Source organism: Paraburkholderia sp. LEh10 (assembly GCF_017814945.1).
Lineage (GTDB): Bacteria > Pseudomonadota > Gammaproteobacteria > Burkholderiales > Burkholderiaceae > Paraburkholderia.
This window is the reverse complement of the sequence record NZ_JAGIPX010000058.1, coordinates 20,286-42,838: the sequence shown is the minus strand read 5'-3', so window position 1 is coordinate 42,838 and position 22,553 is coordinate 20,286. Positions and strand designations below refer to the sequence as shown.

The window sequence follows — 22,553 nt, the reverse complement described above, 5'->3', positions numbered from 1 at the left end:
GTCTACCACAACGGAACATGCGGAACAGCCGTTATCGGTTATCCGCGCAACCGCGCGCCATACACTCGAGCAAGACGATCCACCAAAGTCTGAATGGCCAAATCGACCGTTTCATCCTGAAGGGTCCCACCAGTATCTTGCAAGGTTACACGGAACGCAAGGCTTTTCTCGTGCGCCGCCAGTCCGCCGGAAGTATTTGATTTTGCACGAAATTCATCGAAAAGCGCAACCCTTTGAATGGTCTTGCAGGCGTCTTCCGACAACGCCTTTTGCATCTCGTCAAAGAGCGCCTGAACCTCGATTTTCTGATCGACGACGATCGCGATGTCACGTCGCACGGGCGGGAACTTCGACACTTCCGTCGGGCTCGGCAACGCGCGCTGCATCAGCGCTTCTGCTTCGACTTCGAACAGGATCGGCGCATGCGGCAAGTCGTACTTCTGCATCCAGCGCGGATGCAGTTCGCCGATCCAGCCAATTGCGCGGCCATCGAGTTCGACGCGCGCGCTGCGTCCCGGATGCAGCGCGGGATGCCCGGCCTTCACGAAACGCGCGACGGCGGGCGCAAGCAACGCTTCGAGATCGCCCTTTACGTCGAAGAAATCGACAGCGCGCGTCTGTGCGCCCCACTGCTCTTCGACGACGGGGCCATACGCGAGCGCACCGATCATCTTCGGCTGCGCAAAGCCTTCGACAGCCAGCTCGCCCGCCTTGACCGACGAATCCGGCAGGAACACGCGCCCCGCTTCGAACACGCGGATGCGATCCGCGCGACGGTTCAGGTTATGACGCAGCACATTGATCAGGCTGCCGAACAGCGTCGTGCGCATCACCGACAACTGGCTCGCGATCGGATTCAGCAGACGTACAGGCTTGTCGTTACCGGCGAAGTCCTGTTCCCATTCCGCGTCGACGAAGCTGAAGTTCACCGTTTCCGCGTAGTCGCGCGCGGCCAGCGCGTGACGCAGCACGTGAATCGAGCGCTGCGTTTCGTTCGTGCGGCGCATCTCGCTGCGCGCGATGGGCGGGCGCGCGGGAATCTTTTCGAAGCCGTAAATGCGCGCGACTTCTTCGATCAGGTCCTCTTCGATTTCGATATCGAAGCGATACGGCGGCGGCGTCACGAGGAAGTCGTCGCCTTCGCGCGTGAACGGCAGGCCGAGGCGCGTAAAAATCTGCGCGATCTCGTCGGCGCCGATTTCGACGCCGATGATGCGGTTCGCGCGCGCCACGCGCATCTTCACGGGCTCACGCTTGGGCACGTTGACGATCTGGTCGTCGACGGGGCCCGCCTCGCCGCCGCAGATATCGAGGATCAGTTGCGTGATGCGCTCGATATGCTCGACGGTCGTCGAGTAATCGACGCCGCGCTCGAAGCGATGACCCGCATCCGTCGAGAAGTTGTACCGGCGCGATCGCCCGCGGATGCTGTCGGGCCACCAGAACGCGGCTTCGAGGTAAATGTTGGTCGTGTCGAGCGTGACGGACGTGCTGTCGCCGCCCATGATGCCCGCGAGGCTTTCGAGGTGACGGTCGTCGGCGATCACGCCGACCGTTTCGTCAACTTCGACGGTATTGCCATTGAGCAGCTTCAGCGATTCGCCGCGCTTGCCCCAGCGCACGTCCATGCTGCCGTGGATCTTGTCCAGATCGAACACGTGCGACGGACGTCCTAGCTCGAGCATCACATAGTTCGAAATGTCGACGAGCGCCGAAATGCTTCGTTGACCGGAACGTTCGAGCCGCTCGACCATCCACGCCGGCGACTTCGCGCGCGCGTTCACGCCTCGGATCACGCGGCCCGAGAAGCGGCCGCACAGGTCCGGCGCCGAGATCTTGACGGGCAGCGTTTCGTCGAGCTTGACCTCGACGGGCTTGATGTCGAGCGCACGCAATGGCGCGCCCGTGATTGCGGCCGTCTCGCGCGCGACACCGAAAACCGACAGGCAATCGGCCTTGTTCGGCGTCAGCTTGATTTCGAAGATCGTGTCGTCGAGGTTCAGCGCTTCGCGGATATCCTGGCCGATCGGCGTATCTTCCGGCAGGATCATGAGACCGCTATGATCTTCCGACAGCTTCAGTTCACGCGCCGAGCACAGCATGCCTTCGCTCTGCACGCCCCGCAGCTTCGACAGCTTGATCGCGAACGGCGCGCCGCCCTCTTCGGCAGGCGGCAATTGCGCGCCCACCAGCGCCACGGGCACCTTGATGCCGGGCGCCACGTTCGGCGCGCCGCAGACGATGTTCAGCGTCGCGCCCGTACCGGCGTCGACCTGACATACGTTGAGCTTGTCCGCGTCCGGGTGCTTGACGACCTCGAGCACACGGCCCACCACGATCTTCGACGTCGGCGGCGCAGCGGGGCGTAGGTCTTCCACTTCGAGACCGGCCATCGTCAGCGCGTGCGACAACTCGTCCGTCGTCAGTTGCGGATCGACAAAGGTTCTGAGCCAGGATTCCGGGAATTGCATGGTTCTGTACGTTCTAAACAGGTTGTGTCCGCGTCCGGCCGATACGTCGGCACCGAGCCGGAGGCGCTGTTTGCGGCACGGCGGTCATGCTCGATGCCGGGCCGCTCTCGTAGCGTGCTTGAGCCTGATGCGCTCACGCTCTATGCGCTTGCAAGCGTCAGGCGAACTGGCGCAGGAAACGCAGGTCGTTCTCGAAAAACAGACGCAGGTCCTGCACGCCATAGCGCAACATGGTCAGACGCTCGAGGCCGCTGCCGAATGCAAAGCCGATGTAGCGCTCGGGGTCGAGGCCCATGTTACGGATCACCGTCGGGTGAACTTGGCCCGCGCCCGAAATTTCGAGCCATTTGCCGGCGTTCTTGCCCTGCTCGAACATCATGTCGATTTCGGCTGACGGTTCGGTAAATGGGAAGTACGACGGACGGAAGCGCACGAGAATATCGTCGCGCTCGAAGAATTTCTTCAGGAAGTCGGTATAGACGCCCTTCAGGTCGGCGAAGCTGATGTTCTCGTCGATCCACAGGCCTTCGACCTGGTTGAACATCGGCGAGTGCGTCGCGTCGCTGTCCACGCGGTACGTGCGGCCCGGCACGATTACCTTGATGGGCGGCGTATTGGTGCGCGCGTAGCGGACCTGCATCGGGCTCGTGTGCGTGCGAAGCAGCAGCGGACGGCCTTCGGCGTCCTTGCCGTCGATGTAGAACGTGTCCTGCATCGAACGCGCCGGATGGTTTTCCGGGCTGTTCAGCGACGTGAAGTTGTACCAGTCGGTTTCAATTTCGGGGCCGTCGGCCACATCGAAGCCGATCGTGCGGAAGATCTGTTCGACGCGCTCCCACGTGTGCATCACGGGATGCAGGCTGCCCGTGCCCAGGCCGCGCCCGGGCAGCGTGACGTCGATGGCTTCGGCGGCGAGACGCTGGTTCAGCAGCGCATCGGCCAGCGCCTGACGGCGCGCCGTCAACGCGGCTTCGACCTGCTGTTTCACGATGTTGATCCGCGCGCCTTCCGTCTTGCGCGCTTCGGGATCGAGCTTGCCCAGCCCCTTCAACAGTTCCGTCAGTACGCCCGATTTGCCGAGAAAGCGTGCCTTCTCGTTCTCGAGCGTGGTGACGTCGGAGGCTTGTTCAAAGGCGCTTTTTGCGTCGGCGACAATCTGGTCCAGATCCATTGATCCCATCTTTTCAACGTCAGTATTCAATCGAAGTAAAACTGGCTCGACCAACAAAAAAGGGGCTCGGTGAGGAGCCCCGTTTTTGTTGCAGCGTCACCGGGACTACCGGACTGTTCGCTGCAACGAACCACGCAGTACTAGATGCAAGAAGCGCAATCAGGCTGCAACGGCGGCTTTCACCTGCTTGACGATCGCAGCAAAAGCAGCCTTGTCGAACACAGCCATGTCGGCCAGCACCTTGCGGTCGAGTTCGATCGACGCCTTCTTCAGGCCGTTGATGAACACGCTGTACGTCATGTCGTGCTGACGCACCGCCGCGTTGATACGCGTGATCCACAGTGCGCGGAACACACGCTTCTTGTTGCGGCGATCGCGGTAGGCGTACTGGCCTGCGCGCATGACCGCCTGCTTGGCGATGCGATAGACGTTATTGCGGCGGCCGCGGTAACCCTTGGCCAGCTTGATGATCTTCTTGTGGCGGGCCCGTGCGGTAACCCCACGTTTGACTCGAGGCATGTTTCGCTCCTATGAGTGTCGGTTAAGGGTTAGGCGAACGGCAGCATCGCGCGTACGGAGTTCAGATCGGAATCATGAACTGCCGTGGCGCCGCGCAGGTGACGCTTGTTCTTGGTGGTCTTCTTGGTAAGAATGTGGCGCTTGAAGGCTTGACCGCGCTTGACGGTACCGCCCGGACGAACCACGAAGCGCTTTGCAGCGCTCTTCTTGGTCTTCATCTTCGGCATGACAGACAACTCCATTATTTGATGGACATGGGTGTGCGGTCGGCTCAGAAAGCCCTCACCCGCCCTTCGAAACCCACTCCACTTGGTATGCAGCCGGCCTGAACCGCTAGCCGCTGCTCTTTCAGGAAAAGCGCCCGCTGTACAACCGATACGGGCGCCCGTTCCGAAACCTGCTTCCTTGTCGCCCCAAGGCGACGCACTCTACTCAAACTTTCCAGCAAACGGGCTGCGCATACTCAAATGCGCGGCGCACGTCTGCTTACTTCTTTTTCTTCGGCGCCAGCACCATGATCATCTGGCGGCCTTCCATCTTCGGCATTTGCTCGACCTGACCAACTTCATCCAGGTCGGTGCGCAGACGTTCAAGCATACGCATGCCAATTTCCTGGTGCGCCATTTCGCGGCCGCGGAAACGCAACGTGATTTTCGTCTTGTCGCCATCTTCCAGGAAGCGGACAAGATTGCGCAGCTTGACGTTGTAGTCACCGTCATCCGTACCCGGCCGGAATTTGACTTCCTTGACCTGGATGACCTTCTGCTTGAGCTTGGCCTCGTGCTGCTTCTTCGCTTCCTGGTACTTGAACTTGCCGTAGTCCATCAGGCGGCAGACAGGCGGAACCGCTTGCGGCGCGATTTCGACCAGATCTACATCCTGCTGTTCCGACAGGCGGAAAGCTTCAGCCAGTTTTACGATGCCGAGCGGTTCGTTGTCGACTCCGACCAGACGCACCTCGGGCGCAGTGATTTCACCGTTGATGCGATGCGACGACTTATCAGTAGCGATCTTACGTTTCCTCTAAAGATTAAAAAAACGAGCCGCGCTGCCAGGTGGTTTAGTTGAACGTCTGTACGTCCTGACGCAGACGCTCGCTGAAGGCGTCGACGGACATTACGCCCAGATCGACACCGCCACGGGCACGCACGGCTACCGTTTGTGCATCACGCTCCTTATCGCCGACGACCAGCAGATACGGCACCTTTTCGAGCGTGTGCTCCCGTATTTTATAGCTAATCTTCTCGTTGCGCAAATCGGCCTCCACTCTAACCCCTTGTTTTTGCAACGATTGGGCTAGCGTTTCGGCGTATTCGACCTGACTTTCGGCAATATTCATCACGACGACCTGCATCGGCGCCAACCACGCAGGCATTGCGCCTGCATGGTGTTCGATCAGAATGCCCAGGAAGCGCTCCATTGATCCGACGATTGCCCGATGCAGCATGATCGGCCGACGACGGCTGTTGTCTTCCGCCACATACTCGGCGCCGAGGCGCTCCGGCAGCACCATGTCGAGCTGCAACGTGCCGCACTGCCATGAGCGACCGAGCGCATCCTTGATGTGATATTCGACCTTCGGACCATAGAAAGCGCCCTCGCCCGGCAACTCTTCCCAGCTCACGCCGCACGCGGTCAGCGCGTCACGCAAACCCTGCTCGGCGCGATCCCAGATTTCGTCGGTGCCGGCGCGCGCGTCGGGACGCAGCGACAGCTTGATCTCGACGTTTTCGAAGCCGAAATCCTTATAGACGCTCATTGCCAGCGTGTTGAACGCGATCGATTCGCTAATGAACTGGTCTTCCGTACAAAAGATATGCGCGTCGTCCTGGACGAAGCCACGCACACGCATCAATCCGTGCAGCGCGCCCGACGATTCGTTGCGGTGGCACGACCCGAATTCGGCGTAACGCAGCGGCAAATCGCGGTACGAGCGCAGGCCGTGATTGAACACCTGCACGTGGCCCGGGCAGTTCATCGGCTTGATCGCGTAATCGCGCTTTTCCGACTCGGTCGTGAACATGTTCTCGCGATAGTTCTGCCAGTGACCCGACGCTTCCCACAGCGAGCGATCCATGATCATTGGCGTCTTGATCTCGAGATAGCCCGCGTCGTTGACGCGGCGGCGCATGTATTGCTCGACCTGCTGCCACAGCGTCCAGCCGCGCGGATGCCAGAACACCATGCCCGGAGACTCGTCCTGCATATGGAACAGGTCGAGTTGCTTGCCGAGCTTGCGGTGATCGCGCTTTTCCGCTTCTTCGAGCATGTGTAGATACGCGTCCTGGTCTTCCTTTTTCGTCCAGGCCGTGCCGTAGATGCGCTGCAACTGCTCGTTCTTCGAATCGCCGCGCCAATATGCGCCCGCGACCTTCATCAGCTTGAAGACCTTCAGCTTGCCCGTCGAAGGCACGTGCGGACCGCGGCACAGATCCGTGAAACCGCCGTGCGAGTACAGCTTGATTTCTTCGCTGACGGGAATCGATTCGATGATCTCGGCCTTGTACTTTTCGCCGATGCTCTTGAAGTACTCGACGGCCTCGTCGCGCGACACCACGCGACGCGACACCGGCTCGTCCTTCTTCGCGAGTTCCTGCATGCGCTTCTCGATCTTCTCGAGATCTTCGGGCGTGAAGGGACGGCTATAGGAAAAGTCGTAGTAGAAGCCGTTATCGATCACCGGCCCGATCGTCACTTGCGCTTCCGGGAAGAGATCCTTCACCGCGTACGCAAGCAGGTGCGCCGTCGAATGGCGAATGATGTCCAGACCGTCGGCGTCCTTATCCGTGACGATCGCGAGCGCGACATCGTGGTCGATCAGCGCGGACATATCGACCAGCTCGCCATCGATCTTGCCGCCGAGCGCGGCCTTCGCGAGACCGGGACCGATCGATGCAGCCACTTCGGCGACGGTCACGGGATGCTCGTACTGTCGAACGGAACCATCGGGAAGTCGTATCGAAACCATTGCGTTCTCCGTAATGCCGGCCGGCGGCGGCACAGGCAACAAGACCAAAGACAAAAAATGCGGACAAAAAAAATGCGGCCCCGCTTTCGAAGGGCCGCATTCACATTTCTGCAAGCTACTGCAAACAACAAGGGCGAAAGTGGTCCTCGACTAGCGTCGCTCCGAAACAGTTCCGGTCAACGTTCGCGGTGTCATAACCATGTTCGCTTTATTCGCCGATTACGCCGAAGCGCGCACTGCTACTTGCGTTTGCGAAACTTCGGCAAGCCGAAGTTTCAGATTCGTTGGTAGGCTCGATTGGACTCGAACCAACGACCCCCACCATGTCAAGGTGGTGCTCTAACCAGCTGAGCTACGAGCCTAGAGAAACGAGATTATATGGAGCGTACAGAAAGTTGGCAAGCGTTTTATGTACCGACCGCAAAATTTCTCTAGGGATCGCCCGCGAGCGGCCAGCCGTCTCACTTGCGCGTTGCCCTGACGACGCCCGCCACTTCGCCCAGCATCGCACAGGCGCGCTGTATCTGTGCCGCGCTCGACACTTCGACAGTGAACTGCATGAACGCCGCATTGCGCCGCGACTGCGTCTTGACACCGATCACATTCATCTTCTCGCGCGCGAAGACTTCGGATATGTCGCGCAGCAAGCCTTGCCGGTCGCTTGCTTCGATCGACAGATCGACGGGGTAGACCGACTTGCCTCGCCCGCTCATCACATCCGCGGACCACGCAGTTTGCAGCACACGTTCGGGCGCGCGTTCTGCCATGCGCAGGAAAGTCGGGCAATCGCTGCGATGGATCGACATGCCCTTGCCGCGCGTGACGAAACCGGCAATGTCGTCGGGCGGCGCGGGGCGGCAGCAGCGCGCCAGTTGCGTCAGCAGCGCGTCGACGCCCACCACGAGCACGCCCGTCGACGCGCCATGCGCGACGCTCGCACCGCTACTGCGCTTCTCGAACTGCTCCGGTGCTTCGACGACGGGCTCGGCTGGCGGCGCATCGCTCAGCGCCTGCTCGACGAGCCGCAGGCTGAACTCTTCCTTGCCGACCACTGAAAACAGATCATCGGGCGCCTTGAAGCCGAGCTTCGCGGCGAGCTGATCGAGACTGACGGAGGTCTTGCCTTCGCGCTGCAACGTCTTTTCGACCATCGCGCGCCCCGCCGCGATGTTCTCCTGTACCTCGACGGCGTTGAACCACGCGCGGACTTTTTGACGGGCGCGGTTGCTTTGCAAGTAGCCGAGCTGCGGATTGAGCCAGTCGCGAGACGGGCCGCCTTCTTTCACAGCGATGATCTCGACCGTCTGCCCGTTCTGCAAAGGCGTATTCAGCGGCACCATTGCACCATCGACGCGCGCCCCTCTGCAACGATGCCCAAGCTCGCTGTGCAGGTGATACGCGAAGTCGAGCGGCGTCGCGCCTTGCGGCAGCGGAATGACGCGCGCCTGCGGCGTGAGCGTGTAGATGTGGTCGTCGTCGAGGGTCGCCTGGCGCAGCTGCTCCCACGGCCTGGCAGAACCCTTCTCGCCCTGCTTGCCTTCGGACACATCGTCCTTCCACGCAAGCAGTTGACGAAGCCATGCAATCTTCTCGTCGTATTTTTCGCTGGCGCTGAACTGGCCGCCATAGCCGCGCGTGCCCGCTTCCTTGTAACGCCAGTGCGCCGCCACGCCATACTCGGCGAACTGATGCATTTCCTGCGTGCGGATCTGCACTTCGAATGCGCGGCCATCATCGCCGATCACGACGGTATGCAGCGACTTGTAGCCGTTCGGCTTGGGCCGGGAGATGTAGTCGTCGAACTCCTTCGGCACCGGCTGCCACAGGTTATGCACGATGCCGAGCACCGTATAGCAATCCTTGATGTCGGGCACGATGACGCGAAACGCACGCACATCGTAGAGCTCGGAAAAGTCGAGCTCCTTGCCGCGCATCTTGCGCCAGATGCTGTAGATATGCTTTGGCCGGCCGCTCACTTCGGCCTTGATGTGCGCGGCCGCCAGTTCCCGCTGCAACTGCGCGATCGCCTCGGCCACATAGGTTTCCCGCTCGACGCGCTTCTCGTCGAGCAGCTTCGCGATGCGCTTGTAGGTTTGCGGCTCTTCGAAACGGAACGCGAGGTCTTCGAGCTCCCATTTCAGTTGCCAGATACCCAGGCGATTCGCAAGCGGCGCGTAGATGTCGAGCGTCTCGCGCGCGACATCCGGCGACGGCGTGATCTTCGCCGCCGCGTAATAGCGCAGCGACTGCAGCCTCGACGCAAGCCGGATCAGCACGACGCGGATGTCTTGCGCGAACGCAAGCAACATCTTGCGCAGCGCTTCGACCTGCGCGCGACGCGCGGCCTGCGCATCGCGGCCCGCTTCGGGCATTGCGTTCTGCGCGGCGCGCATGCTCACAGTGCCGAGGCGCAACAGCTTGCGCACATCACCCACGAGCTGCGCCACTACTTCGCCGAAGTTGTCGGCGATAGTCTGCTCAGGATTCGCGAGACGCGGTGTCAGCGAGAACAACGCCGCCGCCAGCACCGCCGGCGGATCGACGTTGAGCGTGCGCATGATGGCTGCCGTACCCGCCGCATGGTCGGCGAGCGGCTCGCCCGAAGACAGACGCGCGTCGCCCGCGTGCTCGCGCACGAACGCGAGCGCGTCGTCGAAAGACGGCGTCGGGTTCGGAGCAGTCGTGACGGTGTCGGTATTCATCATGCGGCGGCCCGCCACTTGTGCGGGCTAGTGAAGCAAAGGCCAATGCTCGATGCGCGGTTTTAGGGAATCAGTTGCGCTGCGCGGCGACCACGACCACTTCGACGAGGCACTTCGGATTCGCGAGCTTCGCTTCGACGGTTGCGCGCGGCGGCGTGTTGCCTTGCGCAACCCACTCGTCCCACACGGCGTTCATGCCGGCGAAGTGCGCCATGTCCGAGATGTAGATCTGCACCGACAGCAGATGCGCCTTGTCGCTGTTGACTTCGCCAAGCAGGCGGTCGATGTGGCCAAGCACTTCGCGTGTTTGACCGGCGATGTCCTGATCGGTGTCCTCGGCGATCTGTCCGGCGAGATAAACCGTGCCGTTGTGCACGGCGATTTCCGAAAGACGCTTGCCGACATGATGACGAATGACTGCCATGAGATTTTCCTGTCCGTTATGAATGAAAATACGACGCCGCGCGACGATGGATGTGATCCGAACCTGCGAGGTCGGTCAATGACGTCGCGCCAATCTCACATTATGACGCGTCGGCGCCGCGCCCGATAAAGAACCTTTTCGCAATATCGATCTGATCGGCGGAAAGAAACGCCGGCGCGTGGCCCACGCCCGGGATTTCGACGCTCGATACGTTGCGCCCCTTCTCAATCATCTGCGCGACGGTTTCGCGCGACAGCAGGTCCGATTGCTCGCCACGCACGACGAGCACGGGCCCCTCGATGGCCGCAAACGACTGCCACAGCGCCGCCTCGCCAAGCGCAGCCAGTTCAGGCGTGGTCTGCGTGAACGGCTCCGCGATGCGCGGGTCGTAGCGAAAGCGCCACGCGCCATCTCGCTCGTGCACGAGCGGCGTGTTGATCTCGCGCCACTCGTCCGGCGTCAATGGCCCGAACGATTGCGCGAGCAGCGCCGCGTGATCGATCGCTTCCTGCTGCGTGGCGAACGACACCGGCTGCCCCAGATAGCTGCCGATACGCTCGATAGCCCCCGGCTCCAGATGAGGACCGACGTCGTTGACGATCATCTTGCGGATGGGCGACTCCTTGAGCCCGGCGAAGGCCATGCCGATCAGTCCGCCCATCGACGTGCCGAACCAGTCCACCGTCTCCACGCCCAGCCGCGCGACGAGCGTGACCATGTCGCCGACGTATTGCGGAATGCCGTAATAGCTGGGGTTGGCAAGCCATGAAGAGAGGCCGCGCCCGACCACGTCAGGACACACGACGCGATACACCGATGACAGCGCCGCCGCGAGCCGGTCGAAGTCGCGGCCCGAGCGCGTCAGGCCATGCACGCAGACGAGCACGCGAGGATTATCCGGCGCGCCCCATTCCGTGTAGGCGACGCGATGCAGACCGGTGGGACTCGCGCATTGCACATAGCGCTGACGGGGCACGGCGGGATCGACAGCGGTCGAAACAGCGACGGGCGTAGCGGTCATCAGGATTCCCTCGATCGAAAGAAGGCAACGTGCGAAGACGCACGGGACACGATCGATTCTAAACTGCTTCGCGCCGCGCGCTCATCGGCCGAACGGCATAGGACACATGCACAAGCGCGAAAAAGAGAAACGGGCGCGACTTGCGTCGCGCCCGTTTCCGGAAGACCGATTTCGACGCGAGGTCGAACGAAGAAGGCTAGCTCACTGCGCTCGTGTCGAGCGGCGCGCCCGTCTTCGCCTTGATCTCATCGACGCTCACGCCGTCGGCCAGCTCGACCAGCTTGAGTCCGTCGTCCGTCACGTCGATCACGCCGAGGTCCGTGATGATGCGATCGACCACGCCCACGCCCGTCAGCGGCAGCGTGCACTGTTCGAGGATCTTGTGCTGGTCGCCCTTCGCGACGTGCTCCATCAGCACGACCACGCGCTTGACGCCCGCCACCAGATCCATCGCGCCGCCCATGCCCTTGATCATCTTGCCCGGGATCATCCAGTTCGCCAGATCGCCGTTCTTGCTGATCTGCATCGCGCCGAGAATCGCCAGGTTGATATGGCCGCCGCGAATCATCGCGAACGAGTCGGCCGACGAGAAAATCGACGAACCGGGCAGCGTCGTCACCGTCTGCTTGCCCGCGTTGATCAGGTCGGCGTCCACTTCTTCTTCATACGGCGACGGGCCGATGCCGAGCAGGCCATTTTCCGACTGCAGCCACACTTCCATGCCCGCGGGCACGTGGTTCGCAACGAGCGTCGGCAGGCCGATGCCGAGGTTCACATAGAAGCCGTCCTGCAGTTCCTGCGCCGCGCGCGCGGCCATCTGGTCACGATTCCAAGCCATGATTACTCTCCTTTCGCGCGGACGATGCGTTGTTCGATGCGTTTTTCGGGGTGGGCGTTCAGCACGAGACGCTGCACGAAGATGCCCGGCGTGTGAATTGCGTCCGGATCGAGCTCGCCCGTCTCGACGATCTCTTCAACCTCAGCGACGGTGATCTTGCCCGCCATCGCGCACATCGGGTTGAAGTTGCGCGCGGTGCGCCGGTAGATCAGGTTGCCCGACTTATCGGCCTTCCATGCCTTGACGAGCGCGACGTCGGCCGTCAGCGAACGCTCGAGAATGTAGTGATTCTCGCCGAACTGGCGCGTTTCCTTGCCCTCCGCGATGATCGTGCCGTAGCCCGTGTTAGTGAAGAATGCCGGGATGCCCGCGCCGCCTGCGCGCAGCTTTTCGGCGAGCGTGCCTTGCGGCGTGAATTCCAGCTCCAGTTCGCCGGACAGATACTGGCGTTCGAATTCCTTGTTCTCGCCGACGTACGACGAGATCATCTTCTTGATCTGGCGCGTCTCCAGCAGCAGGCCGAGGCCGAAGCCGTCGACGCCCGCGTTGTTGCTGATGCAGGTAATGCCCTTGACGGCCGAGTCGCGCAGGGCGGCGATCAGCGCCTCCGGAATGCCGCACAGTCCAAAGCCGCCGACGGCGAATGTCTGCCCGTCCTTGACGATGCCTTCGAGCGCGGCTGCCGCGCTTGCGTAGACTTTATTCATCAGTGTGTCCCTTCCTTGATTGGATACCCGAAAACCGGATCGATGCGACGCCGTTTTTGTATCGACTGGCGCCGGCTCGTGCATTCTGCTGCCCTTGCATGAACCGGCTGACGGGGCGCTGCGGACGCGGCCCGACATGCCATTCTAGTCATCCGCGGCGAATGGTGGCGCGACACGGGCACATCCTTTCCGTGTCGCGCTCGCGAGCGGCCGTGAACCCGCAACGACGGCCGCCTGGGAGCTCCATTTCGCGCCTGCATCGCATCTCATGATGTGCCGAAAGGGTACGATGTGGCGGCCTTGCGGCACAATACGCAAAAATACATAAGTATTCGTACCGCATCCCTCCGATTTCATGCCCGCTCTGGATTATCAAACCGCTTTTCATCTCGCGCCGATCGGTCTGGTGCTGTCGCGCGAGCGGATCATTGAAGACTGCAACGAGCAGGTGGCCGCCATCTTCGGACGCTCGCGCGAGTCGTTGCTGGGGCAATCGTTCGCGGTGCTGTATCCGTCGCCGGACGAGTTCCAGCGCATCGGCGAACGCATTCCGCCCATCATGACGGCGCAAGGCAGCTACGCCGACGACCGCATCATGAAGCGCGCGAACGGCGAACTGTTCTGGTGTCACGTGACGGGGCGCTCGCTCGATCTCGCCGTGCCGCACGCCGCGGGTGTCTGGACCTTCGAGGATTTGAGCGCGACGCGGCGCGTCGCCGTCGAACTGACGCCGCGCGAGCGCGAAATCGCCGCGCAACTGGTGACGGGGAAAACGAGCAAGCAGATCGGCAGGATTCTCGACATCAGCTCGCGGACGGTCGACGTCTATCGCGCGCGGCTGATGCGCAAGTACGACACGGGCAACGCGACGGAACTGCTGCAGCGGCTGCTCGGCAATTGATTGTCGAGGACAGCGAGGCGCCAGCACGCTTCGCCGGCGCGCTTGCGCGAAGGCAAAAGCTCAGGCTTTGACAAGCTGTGCGTGCTCAATCGTCGAGCGCAGCAGCTCGGGAATCGGCACCGATTTGCCCGCCGCGTAGTCGATCCACACGCACTTCGCGGAACCGCGTGCGTACAGCGTGTTCGTGTCGTCGGCGCGAAAAAGCTCGAAGCGCGTGTCGAAGCTGCTGCGCCCCGGCGTGCCGACCGTCATGCGCCCGATCACGTCGCCGGGGTAGTGCAGCTGCTTCAGGAATTCCATTGACGCATTGACGATCACGGGCCCTTCCCCTTCGCCGTTGCCGCCGGCGATGCCAAGCTGCTCGAACCAGGAAATCCGCACCTGCTCCATGTAGCGGAAATAGACCGTGTTATTCACATGACCGAACGCGTCCATGTCGCCCCAGCGGATCGGCATCGACATTTCAAAAACGGGGTGGTAATCGCTCATTGCACTTCTTCTACGGGTTGAATCGGAAAACGGATCCGCGCGGCGTCCGGCGCGAGGCGCAAAGGCCGCGAATCGACACTGCGGACGGCTTCGCGTAACGCCCGCGCTCAGCGGACGTTGCGCGCGAGTGCCGATAATCGCTCTTTTCCGGCGTTTGTGCCGTGAGCGTTACACGAAGCACAAGGGGGCCGAACGATTGCCCGGCCGCCTCACGAAAGGGCGAAGCCGTCGTCGGCGGCAATCACCGAGCCGTTGATGAACTGCGATTCGTCGGCGGCGAGCAGCAGCAACAGCCCATCGAGATCCTCCGGCTTGCCGACGCGGTGGCGCGGCAGCATGGAAACCAGCTTTTGCCCCTGATCGGTCGACCAGTGATGGTGGTTGATCTCGGTATCGATATAACCGGGGCAGATCGCGTTGACGTTGATGCCGTGTCGCCCCCACTCCTGTGCCATCGCTTTCGTCATGTGCACGACGGCCGCCTTGCTCATCGAGTAGAGCCCGATTTGCGGCAGCACCCGCAAACCCGCCACCGACGCGATATTGATGATCCGGTACGGCGGCTTATTCGCGCCGCCGCCACGCATGATCATCCGTTTGGCCACTTCCTGCGCGACGAAGAAAGCCCCGCGCGTGTTCGTGTCGAACACGTATTCGAAGTCCGCGGGTGTCACGTCGGTCAGCTTCTGCGTCGTCGACACCCCCGAGTTGTTGACGAGGATATCGATCGTGCCCGCCTCGGTCTCGGCATGCGCGACGGCTGACTTGATGCTCTGATAGTCCGTCACGTCGAGCGAGACGACATGCGCTGCGCCGCCCGATGCCTCGATCTCGGCACGTAGCTCCTTCAGAAGCTCGACACGTCGGCTTGCCAGCACGACCTTTGCCCCGGCTTGCGACAGCACCATCGCAAACCGCTTGCCCAGCCCACTTGACGCGCCCGTAATCAGCGCTACCTTACCTTCCAGATTGATCGAACGGCCCATTGTCGTTTTCCTTGGAACGTGGATGTGACGCGAGTCAGGCCGACGTGCCGTGTGGCATCGGGTCATCCCGAATCACATAAATAGTACGATCGTGCTAATCTTACGCCTTTGTGTTGCAGCGCAGGGATCGTTCGCTGAAAATACGATCCCGAAAAAAGCATTCTAACGGTAAGAGGAGCATCATGACCCCCGCAAGTCTGATCGAGCAGTACGGTCCGCGCGAGTCGATGGAATATGACGTGGTGATCGTCGGCGGCGGCCCGGCGGGTCTCGCCGCGGCGATTCGCCTGAAGCAGCGTGCCGCGGAAAAAGGCGTCGAAATCGGCGTCTGCGTGCTCGAAAAGGGCTCGGAAATCGGGGCGCATATCCTCTCCGGCGCAGTGATGGACCCACGCGCGCTCAACGAGCTGATTCCCGACTGGAAGGAAAAAGGCGCGCCGCTGGATGTCGAGGTGACGGAGGACCGCTTCCTGTTCCTGTCGGAAACGGGCGCGAAGTCCGTGCCGAACTGGGCGCTGCCCGATAACTTCAAGAATCACGGCAACTACGTGATCAGCCTCGCGAACGTCACGCGCTGGCTCGGCCAGCAGGCGGAAGCGCTGGGCGTCGAGATTTTCCCTGGCTTTCCGGCCGCCGAAGTGCTGTACAACGATGACGGCTCCGTGAAGGGAGTCGCGACGGGCAATCTCGGCATCGGCAAGGACGGCGAACCGACCGAGAATTTCCAGCTCGGCATGGAACTGCACGCGAAGTACACGCTGTTCTGCGAAGGCGCGCGGGGCCACCTCGGCCGTCAACTGTCGGACAAATTCCGGCTGCGCGACGGCGCCGATCCGCAGGTGTACGGCATCGGCATCAAGGAGCTGTGGGAGATCGATCCCGCCAAGCACAAGCCGGGCCTCGTGATCCACACGGCCGGCTGGCCGCTCGACACGCAGACCTACGGCGGCTCGTTCCTCTATCACATCGACAACAATCAGGTGATGGTGGGCTTCGTGGTCGGCCTCGGCTATTCGAATCCGTATCTGTCGCCGTTCGAGGAATTCCAGCGCTACAAGACGCACCCGGAAATCCGCAAGTTTCTCGAAGGCGGCAAGCGCGTGTCGTATGGGGCGCGCGCGATCACGGCGGGCGGCCTGATGTCGCTGCCGAAGCTGGTGTTCCCGGGCGGCGCGCTGGTCGGCGACGACGCGGGCTTCCTGAACGCGTCCCGTATCAAGGGCTCGCACGCGGCGATCAAGACGGGCATGCTCGCCGCCGACGCGGCGTTCGATGCCGTGCAGGCAGGCCGTCAAAACGACGAACTGAAGGCCTACCCCGAGGCGTTCAAGACCTCGTGGCTGCACACGGAGCTACATAAAGCCCGCAACTTCAAGCAGTGGATGAGCAAGGGCCTGTACCTGGGCACGCTGATGGTCGGCATCGAGCAGAAACTGCTGGGCGGCAACGTGCCGTGGACGCTGCACCACCAGCACTGGGATCACGAGATGCTGAAGCCTGCATCGCAGTGCAAGCCGATCGAGTATCCGAAGCCGGACGGCAAGCTGACGTTCGACCGGCTTTCGTCGGTGTTCATCTCGAACACGAACCACGAAGAGAACCAACCCGCGCACCTGACGCTGAAAGACCCGTCGGTGCCCGTCAAGGTGAACTGGCAGACCTATGCGGGACCGGAAAGCCGCTATTGCCCCGCGGGCGTCTACGAGTTCATGAAGAACGACGACGGCAGCGAGCGCCTCGTGATCAACGCGCAGAACTGCGTGCACTGCAAGACGTGCGATATCAAGGACCCGACGCAAAACATCGTGTGGGTCACGCCGGAAGGCGGCGGTGGGCCGAACTACCCGAACATGTGACGCACGCCGCGCCCTGGCAATCAAAAACGCCGCTCGATGAGCGGCGTTTTCTCGTGATGGCGTCCATGTGTGGGCAATCGCACCTGCGTCATGCCGCGAACGCCTCCAGCCGCGCCCGCACCCTTTCGAGCACAGGCTGCCACGCGCCGACGGACGGTTGCCGGAACAGTTCGACCGTCTGATACCACGGCGTACCCTCCGTTTCCTCGCCCCAGAACCAGGCGGACACGTGATCTATCATCAGCCACGTCGGCACGCCGAGCGCACCCGCCAGATGCGCGGGACCGCTGTCGATCGTCACGAGCGCGTCGAGATTGACGAGCAGCGCGGCCACATCGTCGAAGCCCGCTTCGAACTGCGTCGTCGGATCGACGATATCGACGCCCTGTCCTCGCCATTGCCCGACGGCCTCCTCGCGCCCCGGCGAAATCGCGAAGAACGTCACGCCGGGCACATTCAGGATTGTCATGAGCTGATCCGCGGGAACCGAACGACGCGCGTCGCGAATGTGATCGGGATTGCCGTTCCACACGATGCCGATCTTCTTGTTCCCCGCCTGCGCCGCAAGGGCGACGCGTTCACGCCATACGTCCGCCCGTGCGGGATCGGCGGCCAGATACGGACGCCCCCACATCGACGGATCGTTGATGCCGAGGCGCAGCGGCAAGCTCATCAGCCCGCAGTGATAGTCCGGTTTCGTGTCGAGGCGCGTTTCGATGCTGATGGCGGCAGGCAGCATGCGTTCGAACAGATGCTGCATCGGCCCCGCATAGCCGAAGATCACGCGGCCGCCTTCGCGTTGCGCACGTTCCGCGAGCAGCGGCAGGAAACGCACGGCCCACAAACAGTCGCCATTGCCCTGCTCGCCATAAACGACGAGCGTCTTGCCCGCCAGCGATTCGCCGCGCCAGTTGGGACTGAGTGAAGCAAGCGCGGCCTTGGCGGCGTTCGCGTCGTCCGCGAACGCGATGCGCGCTTCGTAGTCGAGCCAGCCTTGCGCGTATCGCCCCGAGCGCACTTCCAGTTCCGACAGATCGAATAGCGCGTGCGCATTATTCGGCGTGAGTTCGAGCACGCGGCGCAGCAGCGCTTCCGCTTCGGCGAACCGGCCTTGCTCCTTGATGCATAGCGCGAGCTTGTGCAGAACGATGTGATTGCCCGGCGCCGCGCGCGCCGCTTCGTGCAGCAGACGCTGAGCTTGCGTGAAATCGTCCCGCTGCTGGGCAGACGCTGCCCGCCAGACGAGCGCGTTCGCGTCGCTCGCATCGCGCGCCAGCAATAGCGCCGTCGCCGAATCGACGAGCACCCAGTCGCGCAGGACGAACGCCGTCTGCGCGATGTTGTGAAGCAACCCGGGTTCGCAGTTGGCATCGAGCCGCCACGCGCGAACGAGCGCATCGATTGCTTCCCGCAAACGCGCCTTGTCGCCGTTCGCCGAGGCCAGCAACGCATTGCCGAGCGCGAGCCAGTCGGCCGCGACGGCGCAGGGCCTCGCGGTGCGCGCGCGTAATTGCCCCAGCGCGTCGGCGCCCGCGGGATCGATGTTGTTCATGTTGACCCCACTGTCAAAAAGCGGCGCTCCGCCAACGCGGCGTCAGCGTTTTCGCCGGTCGAGTGCCGTCCGACGTATGGCCCGCGTCAGGGCGCGCTCGCGGCGATCTTCGGCGTATCGACGCCGACGTCGCCGCACTGCGCGCGGTGCCGCAGTGCGTGGTCGATCAGCACGAGCGCGAGCATCGCCTCGGCGATCGGCGTCGCACGGATGCCGACGCAAGGATCATGGCGGCCGAACGTTTCGACGACAGCAGGTTGCCCGTCCTTGTCGATCGAGCGACGCGGCGTGCGAATACTCGACGTCGGCTTGATCGCAATCGACACCGTGACGTCCTGCCCCGTCGAAATGCCGCCGAGCACTCCACCCGCATGATTGCCGACGAAACCTTCCGGCGTCAGCTCGTCGCCATGCACCGAACCGCGCTGCCGCACGCTCTCGAAGCCCGCGCCGATCTCGACGCCCTTCACCGCGTTGATGCCCATCATTGCGTGCGCGATATCGGCATCGAGCCGGTCGAACAGCGGCTCGCCGAGGCCAACGGGCACGCCCGACGCCACGACGTTGATACGCGCGCCGATCGAATCGCCGTCCTTGCGCAGCGCATCCATGTACGCCTCGAGTTGCGGCACGATGTCCGCGTTCGGCACGAAGAACGGGTTTTCGCGCACATGCTGCCAGTCGACGAACGGCACATCGATTTCGCCGAGCGCCCCCAAATAGCCGCGAATCTCAGTGCCGAACTTTTCGCGCAGCCATTTCTTCGCGACGGCACCCGCCGCGACGGTCGGCGCCGTCAGTCGCGCGGACGAACGGCCGCCGCCGCGATAGTCGCGGATGCCGTACTTCTGCCAATAGGTATAGTCGGCGTGCCCCGGGCGGAACGTTTCCGCGATGTTGCCGTAGTCCTTGCTGCGCTGGTCCGTATTGCGGATCAGCAGCGCGATTGGCGCGCCCGTCGTTTTGCCCTCGAAGACGCCCGACAGGACCTCGACCTTGTCTTCCTCCTGGCGCTGCGTCACATGGCGCGACGTGCCGGGCCGGCGGCGATCGAGTTCGAGCTGAATGTCGGCTTCGACGAGCGACATGCCCGGCGGGCAGCCGTCTATCACACAGCCGATGGCTGGGCCATGCGATTCGCCGAAGGTCGTGACGGTGAAGAGCGTACCGAGGGTATTGCCGGACATGGGCGTCGTCCAAAGAAATGCGGGGAGAGCGTTATTATGCCAGCCCAGCCGGTTCGACGTGGCGCGGACAGGTTCGCGCGGAAGTCATAGGACAAAAACACAAACGCGCACGTTGCCCGCCGTGACACCAGCCTCACTTCCTCGCGCCGCGCAGTTCCATCACGAGCTGTTGCAGGCGCGCCGGCGACGCTTGTTCAGGCTCGAGCGGCACGCCCACAGCGAGCGTCAGGCGGCTCATCACGCCCTTCTGGATCGGCCGCGGAAAGCGCGCGTCGATGCTGCGGGACCAGAAGCTGCCCCACAGGCCGCGCAGCGCCATCGGCACGACAGGCACGGGTGCGCGGCGCACGATCTCCGTCACGCCATGCCGGAACGGATTCATGTCTCCTGTTTTCGTCAGCTTGCCTTCGGGAAAAATGCAGACGAGATCGCCCTCTTCAAGCGCCCTTGCGCAGGCATCGTAAGCACGTTTGAGCAGAATCGCGTCTTCGTGCGCGGGCGCAATCGGAATCGCCTTCGCATGTCTGAACAGCCAGCCGGCAAACGGCATGCGAAAAATACGGTGATCCATCACGAAGCGGATCGGACGAGGGCTTTCGGCCATGATGACGATGGCATCGACATAGCTCACGTGATTGCACACCAGCACGGCCGCGCCCTCTTCGGGGATGCGCTCTGCGTGAACGAGGCGGATCCGGTAGAACGTGTGCACGAGCAGCCACGCGACGAAGCGCAGCAGAAACTCGGGCACGAGCGAATAGATGTAGACGGCGACGACCACGTTGAGGAGCGCCGTGACGAGGAAAAGCCCCGGAATGCCGACGCCCGCCGACGTCAGCGCGACGGCCATCAGCGCCGACACGATCATGAACAGCGAGTTGAGGATATTGTTCGCGGCGATGATCCGCGCGCGATGGCTGGGCTGGCTGCGGCTCTGGATCAGCGCGTAAAGGGGCACGCTGTAGAAGCCGCCGAACATCGCGAGCAGGAACAGGTCGGCGAGCACGCGCCAGTGCGCGGGCAGCGTCATGAACTCGCCGACCGTCAGCAGATGCCCGGCGCCCGGCAACGCGTGGCTTGCAAAGAACAGATCGATTCCGAATGCGCTGATGCCAATCGAGCCGAGCGGCACGAGGCCGATCTCGATGCGCTTTTTCGACAGCCGCTCGCACAGCAGAGAGCCCGTGCCGATGCCGATCGAGAATGTCGCGAGCAGCACCGTCACGACGTCCGGGTTGGCGGACAACACGTCCTTCGCAAAACGGAAGAACGAGGATAGGAACGTCGCGCCGACAAACCACAACCAGGAAATGCCAAGCAGGCTTAGGAACACCGTCCGGTTTTCGCGCGCGAGTTTCAGATTGCGCCAGGTCTCACTGACCGGATTCCAGTTGATGCGCAAATCAGGCTGAGATGGCGTCGATCGCGGCACGAACCCCGACGCCACGCGCCCGATCAGCGCGATCGCGACGCAGCCGAACGCGAGGATTGCCGCACCATGCGTCTGCGCGCCCGCCGCCGCACCGCCCGCGATCGTGCCGAGCAGAATCGCGACGAACGTGCCCATCTCGACCATGCCGTTGCCGCCCACCAGCTCCGTCTTGTCCAGGTGCTGCGGCAGATACGCGTACTTGACGGGGCCGAACACCGTCGAATGGACACCCATCAGGAACGTGCACAGATACAGCAGCACGGCGTCATGCAGCCAGAATCCCGCGCCCCCGACCAGCATCACGCCGATCTCGAAGGTCTTCACGAAGCGCGTCAGCATGGCCTTGTCGTACTTGTCGGCGATCTGACCGGAAGTCGCTGAGAACAACACGAACGGCAGAATGAAGATCGCTGAAATAAGAAAGGCAGCCGTGTCCGCGTTGACGCCTGAGAAACGCGCGGCCTGATACGTGACGAGCGACGTGAAGCCGATCTTGAACACGTTGTCGTTCATCGCACCGAGGAACTGCGTCCAGAAGAAAGGGGCGAAGCGTCGTTCGCGCAACAGGCCGAATTGCGAACCATGTTCGCGCGCGGCGCGCCTTGTGCGTTGGGCGGTGGACAACGGACGGTCGCTCATGGGAGGGTCGATGGATGGGGAGACTACGCTCGAATCCGCAGACGCTCTACGGGAATCGCGGACACAAAAAAAGCGCACGCTGGTCGCGCGCGCTTCGACGAGGATTCAGTCATGCGGGAGCGGCGTATCGGCAGCGCCGGCATCGGGCCTGCTCAACGCGAGGGCTGCTCCTGCTGCGGCTCGTCTTCCGCCGGCCAGTCGCGGATATAGGCCTTCAGCATCCGGTTCTCGAAGCCCTGCTCTTCGACGACAGCCTTCGCGACGTCGTAGAAAGAAATCACGCCCATCAGCTTGCGGCTTTCCATGACGGGCAGGTAGCGCACGTGATGTTCGAGCATCATGCGGCGCACTTCGTTGACATCCGTTTCGGGCGTGCACGTGAGCGGGTGATCGTCCATGACCTTGCGGATCGTATTGCCGCCTACGCTGCCGCCGGTGCGGCTCAGCACGAGAATGATCTCGCGGAACGTCAGCATGCCGACGAGATCGCCGTACTCCATGACGACGAGCGAGCCGATGTCGTGCTCCGCCATCGTGTTGACGGCTTCATTGAGCGGCGTATCGGGCGTGACGGTGAAAAGGGTGTTGCCCTTGACCTTGAGAATGTCGCTGACTCGCATGATTTGTCTCCTGTCGGCCAGAGTTGGCGCTTTGACGCATTGCCCTGGTCCCACCCAACATGGTTGCTGA

19 protein-coding genes and 1 tRNA gene are annotated in these 22,553 nt (G+C 62.5%); 2 read left to right on the top strand and 18 right to left on the bottom strand.

Annotation, left to right across the window (positions count from 1 at the left end; translation table 11 throughout):
• Positions 1 to 38: 38 nt before the first annotated feature.
• The 12 genes from pheT to J8I87_RS33615 form a co-directional block, all read right to left on the bottom strand.
• Entirely contained in the window at positions 39 to 2,471 is a 2,433-nt protein-coding gene (gene pheT / locus J8I87_RS33670; protein WP_209936565.1) for a phenylalanine--tRNA ligase subunit beta, read from the bottom strand.
• Between the two features lie 157 nt (positions 2,472 to 2,628).
• Positions 2,629 to 3,642 carry a phenylalanine--tRNA ligase subunit alpha gene (gene pheS / locus J8I87_RS33665; RefSeq protein WP_209936564.1) on the bottom strand — a complete coding sequence of 338 codons (1,014 nt, stop codon included), beginning with the start codon at positions 3,640 to 3,642 and terminating at the stop codon, positions 2,629 to 2,631.
• Positions 3,643 to 3,801: 159 nt separating this feature from the next.
• On the bottom strand, positions 3,802 to 4,161 hold the full coding sequence (gene rplT / locus J8I87_RS33660) for a 50S ribosomal protein L20 (RefSeq protein ID WP_007585475.1): 360 nt from the start codon (positions 4,159 to 4,161) through the stop codon (positions 3,802 to 3,804).
• A gap of 29 nt (positions 4,162 to 4,190) precedes the next feature.
• A complete protein-coding gene (gene rpmI, locus J8I87_RS33655) occupies positions 4,191 to 4,388 on the bottom strand; it encodes a 50S ribosomal protein L35 (protein WP_004191477.1) in 198 nt (65 codons plus the stop codon).
• 259 nt (positions 4,389 to 4,647) lie between these two features.
• Complete coding sequence (gene infC / locus J8I87_RS33650) at positions 4,648 to 5,172, bottom strand: translation initiation factor IF-3 (protein ID WP_081767593.1); 525 nt, start codon at positions 5,170 to 5,172, stop codon at positions 4,648 to 4,650.
• A 49-nt stretch (positions 5,173 to 5,221) separates the two neighbouring features.
• A complete protein-coding gene (thrS, locus tag J8I87_RS33645) occupies positions 5,222 to 7,129 on the bottom strand; it encodes a threonine--tRNA ligase (RefSeq protein ID WP_209936563.1) in 1,908 nt (635 codons plus the stop codon).
• A gap of 285 nt (positions 7,130 to 7,414) precedes the next feature.
• A tRNA-Val gene (locus J8I87_RS33640) sits at positions 7,415 to 7,491 on the bottom strand.
• 99 nt (positions 7,492 to 7,590) lie between these two features.
• Positions 7,591 to 9,831 (bottom strand): bifunctional (p)ppGpp synthetase/guanosine-3',5'-bis(diphosphate) 3'-pyrophosphohydrolase, encoded by a 2,241-nt coding sequence (locus J8I87_RS33635; protein WP_209936575.1) that lies wholly within the window; start codon positions 9,829 to 9,831, stop codon positions 7,591 to 7,593.
• A gap of 70 nt (positions 9,832 to 9,901) precedes the next feature.
• Positions 9,902 to 10,255, bottom strand: a complete 354-nt coding sequence (locus J8I87_RS33630; protein WP_209936562.1) for a RidA family protein — start codon at positions 10,253 to 10,255, stop codon at positions 9,902 to 9,904.
• Between the two features lie 100 nt (positions 10,256 to 10,355).
• Positions 10,356 to 11,276 (bottom strand): alpha/beta fold hydrolase, encoded by a 921-nt coding sequence (locus tag J8I87_RS33625; RefSeq protein ID WP_209936561.1) that lies wholly within the window; start codon positions 11,274 to 11,276, stop codon positions 10,356 to 10,358.
• A 196-nt stretch (positions 11,277 to 11,472) separates the two neighbouring features.
• On the bottom strand, positions 11,473 to 12,114 hold the full coding sequence (locus J8I87_RS33620) for a CoA transferase subunit B (protein ID WP_209936559.1): 642 nt from the start codon (positions 12,112 to 12,114) through the stop codon (positions 11,473 to 11,475).
• A gap of 2 nt (positions 12,115 to 12,116) precedes the next feature.
• Positions 12,117 to 12,821, bottom strand: a complete 705-nt coding sequence (locus J8I87_RS33615; RefSeq protein ID WP_209936558.1) for a CoA transferase subunit A — start codon at positions 12,819 to 12,821, stop codon at positions 12,117 to 12,119.
• Positions 12,822 to 13,176: 355 nt separating this feature from the next.
• Here J8I87_RS33615 and J8I87_RS33610 point away from each other — a divergent pair, with 355 nt between their 5' ends.
• Positions 13,177 to 13,722, top strand: a complete 546-nt coding sequence (locus tag J8I87_RS33610) for a PAS and helix-turn-helix domain-containing protein (protein ID WP_209936557.1) — start codon at positions 13,177 to 13,179, stop codon at positions 13,720 to 13,722.
• A 60-nt stretch (positions 13,723 to 13,782) separates the two neighbouring features.
• Here J8I87_RS33610 and J8I87_RS33605 read toward each other — a convergent pair whose 3' ends face one another.
• Both J8I87_RS33605 and J8I87_RS33600 read right to left on the bottom strand, forming a co-directional pair.
• Positions 13,783 to 14,211, bottom strand: a complete 429-nt coding sequence (locus J8I87_RS33605) for a thioesterase family protein (protein ID WP_209936556.1) — start codon at positions 14,209 to 14,211, stop codon at positions 13,783 to 13,785.
• A gap of 209 nt (positions 14,212 to 14,420) precedes the next feature.
• Positions 14,421 to 15,197 carry an SDR family oxidoreductase gene (locus J8I87_RS33600; protein WP_209936555.1) on the bottom strand — a complete coding sequence of 259 codons (777 nt, stop codon included), beginning with the start codon at positions 15,195 to 15,197 and terminating at the stop codon, positions 14,421 to 14,423.
• 182 nt (positions 15,198 to 15,379) lie between these two features.
• On the opposite strand from J8I87_RS33600, the gene J8I87_RS33595 reads away from it, so the two are divergent.
• Positions 15,380 to 17,053: an electron transfer flavoprotein-ubiquinone oxidoreductase gene (locus tag J8I87_RS33595; RefSeq protein ID WP_209936553.1), complete on the top strand. Its 1,674-nt coding sequence runs from the start codon at positions 15,380 to 15,382 to the stop codon at positions 17,051 to 17,053.
• Positions 17,054 to 17,141: 88 nt separating this feature from the next.
• Here the strand turns inward: J8I87_RS33595 and J8I87_RS33590 are convergent, their stop codons facing one another.
• The 4 genes from J8I87_RS33590 to J8I87_RS33575 all read right to left on the bottom strand — a co-directional run bounded on the left by J8I87_RS33590 (position 17,142) and on the right by J8I87_RS33575 (position 22,483).
• The gene (locus J8I87_RS33590; RefSeq protein WP_209936552.1) at positions 17,142 to 18,605 is read right to left on the bottom strand and encodes a tetratricopeptide repeat protein; all 1,464 of its coding nucleotides are present in this window, start codon (positions 18,603 to 18,605) and stop codon (positions 17,142 to 17,144) included.
• Positions 18,606 to 18,691: 86 nt separating this feature from the next.
• A complete protein-coding gene (gene aroC, locus J8I87_RS33585; protein ID WP_209936551.1) occupies positions 18,692 to 19,792 on the bottom strand; it encodes a chorismate synthase in 1,101 nt (366 codons plus the stop codon).
• Between the two features lie 133 nt (positions 19,793 to 19,925).
• The gene (locus J8I87_RS33580) at positions 19,926 to 21,863 is read right to left on the bottom strand and encodes an MFS transporter (RefSeq protein WP_209936550.1); all 1,938 of its coding nucleotides are present in this window, start codon (positions 21,861 to 21,863) and stop codon (positions 19,926 to 19,928) included.
• A gap of 152 nt (positions 21,864 to 22,015) precedes the next feature.
• Positions 22,016 to 22,483, bottom strand: coding sequence for a CBS domain-containing protein (locus tag J8I87_RS33575; RefSeq protein WP_209936549.1), 468 nt, complete (start codon positions 22,481 to 22,483; stop codon positions 22,016 to 22,018).
• Between the last annotated feature and the right edge of the window lie 70 nt (positions 22,484 to 22,553).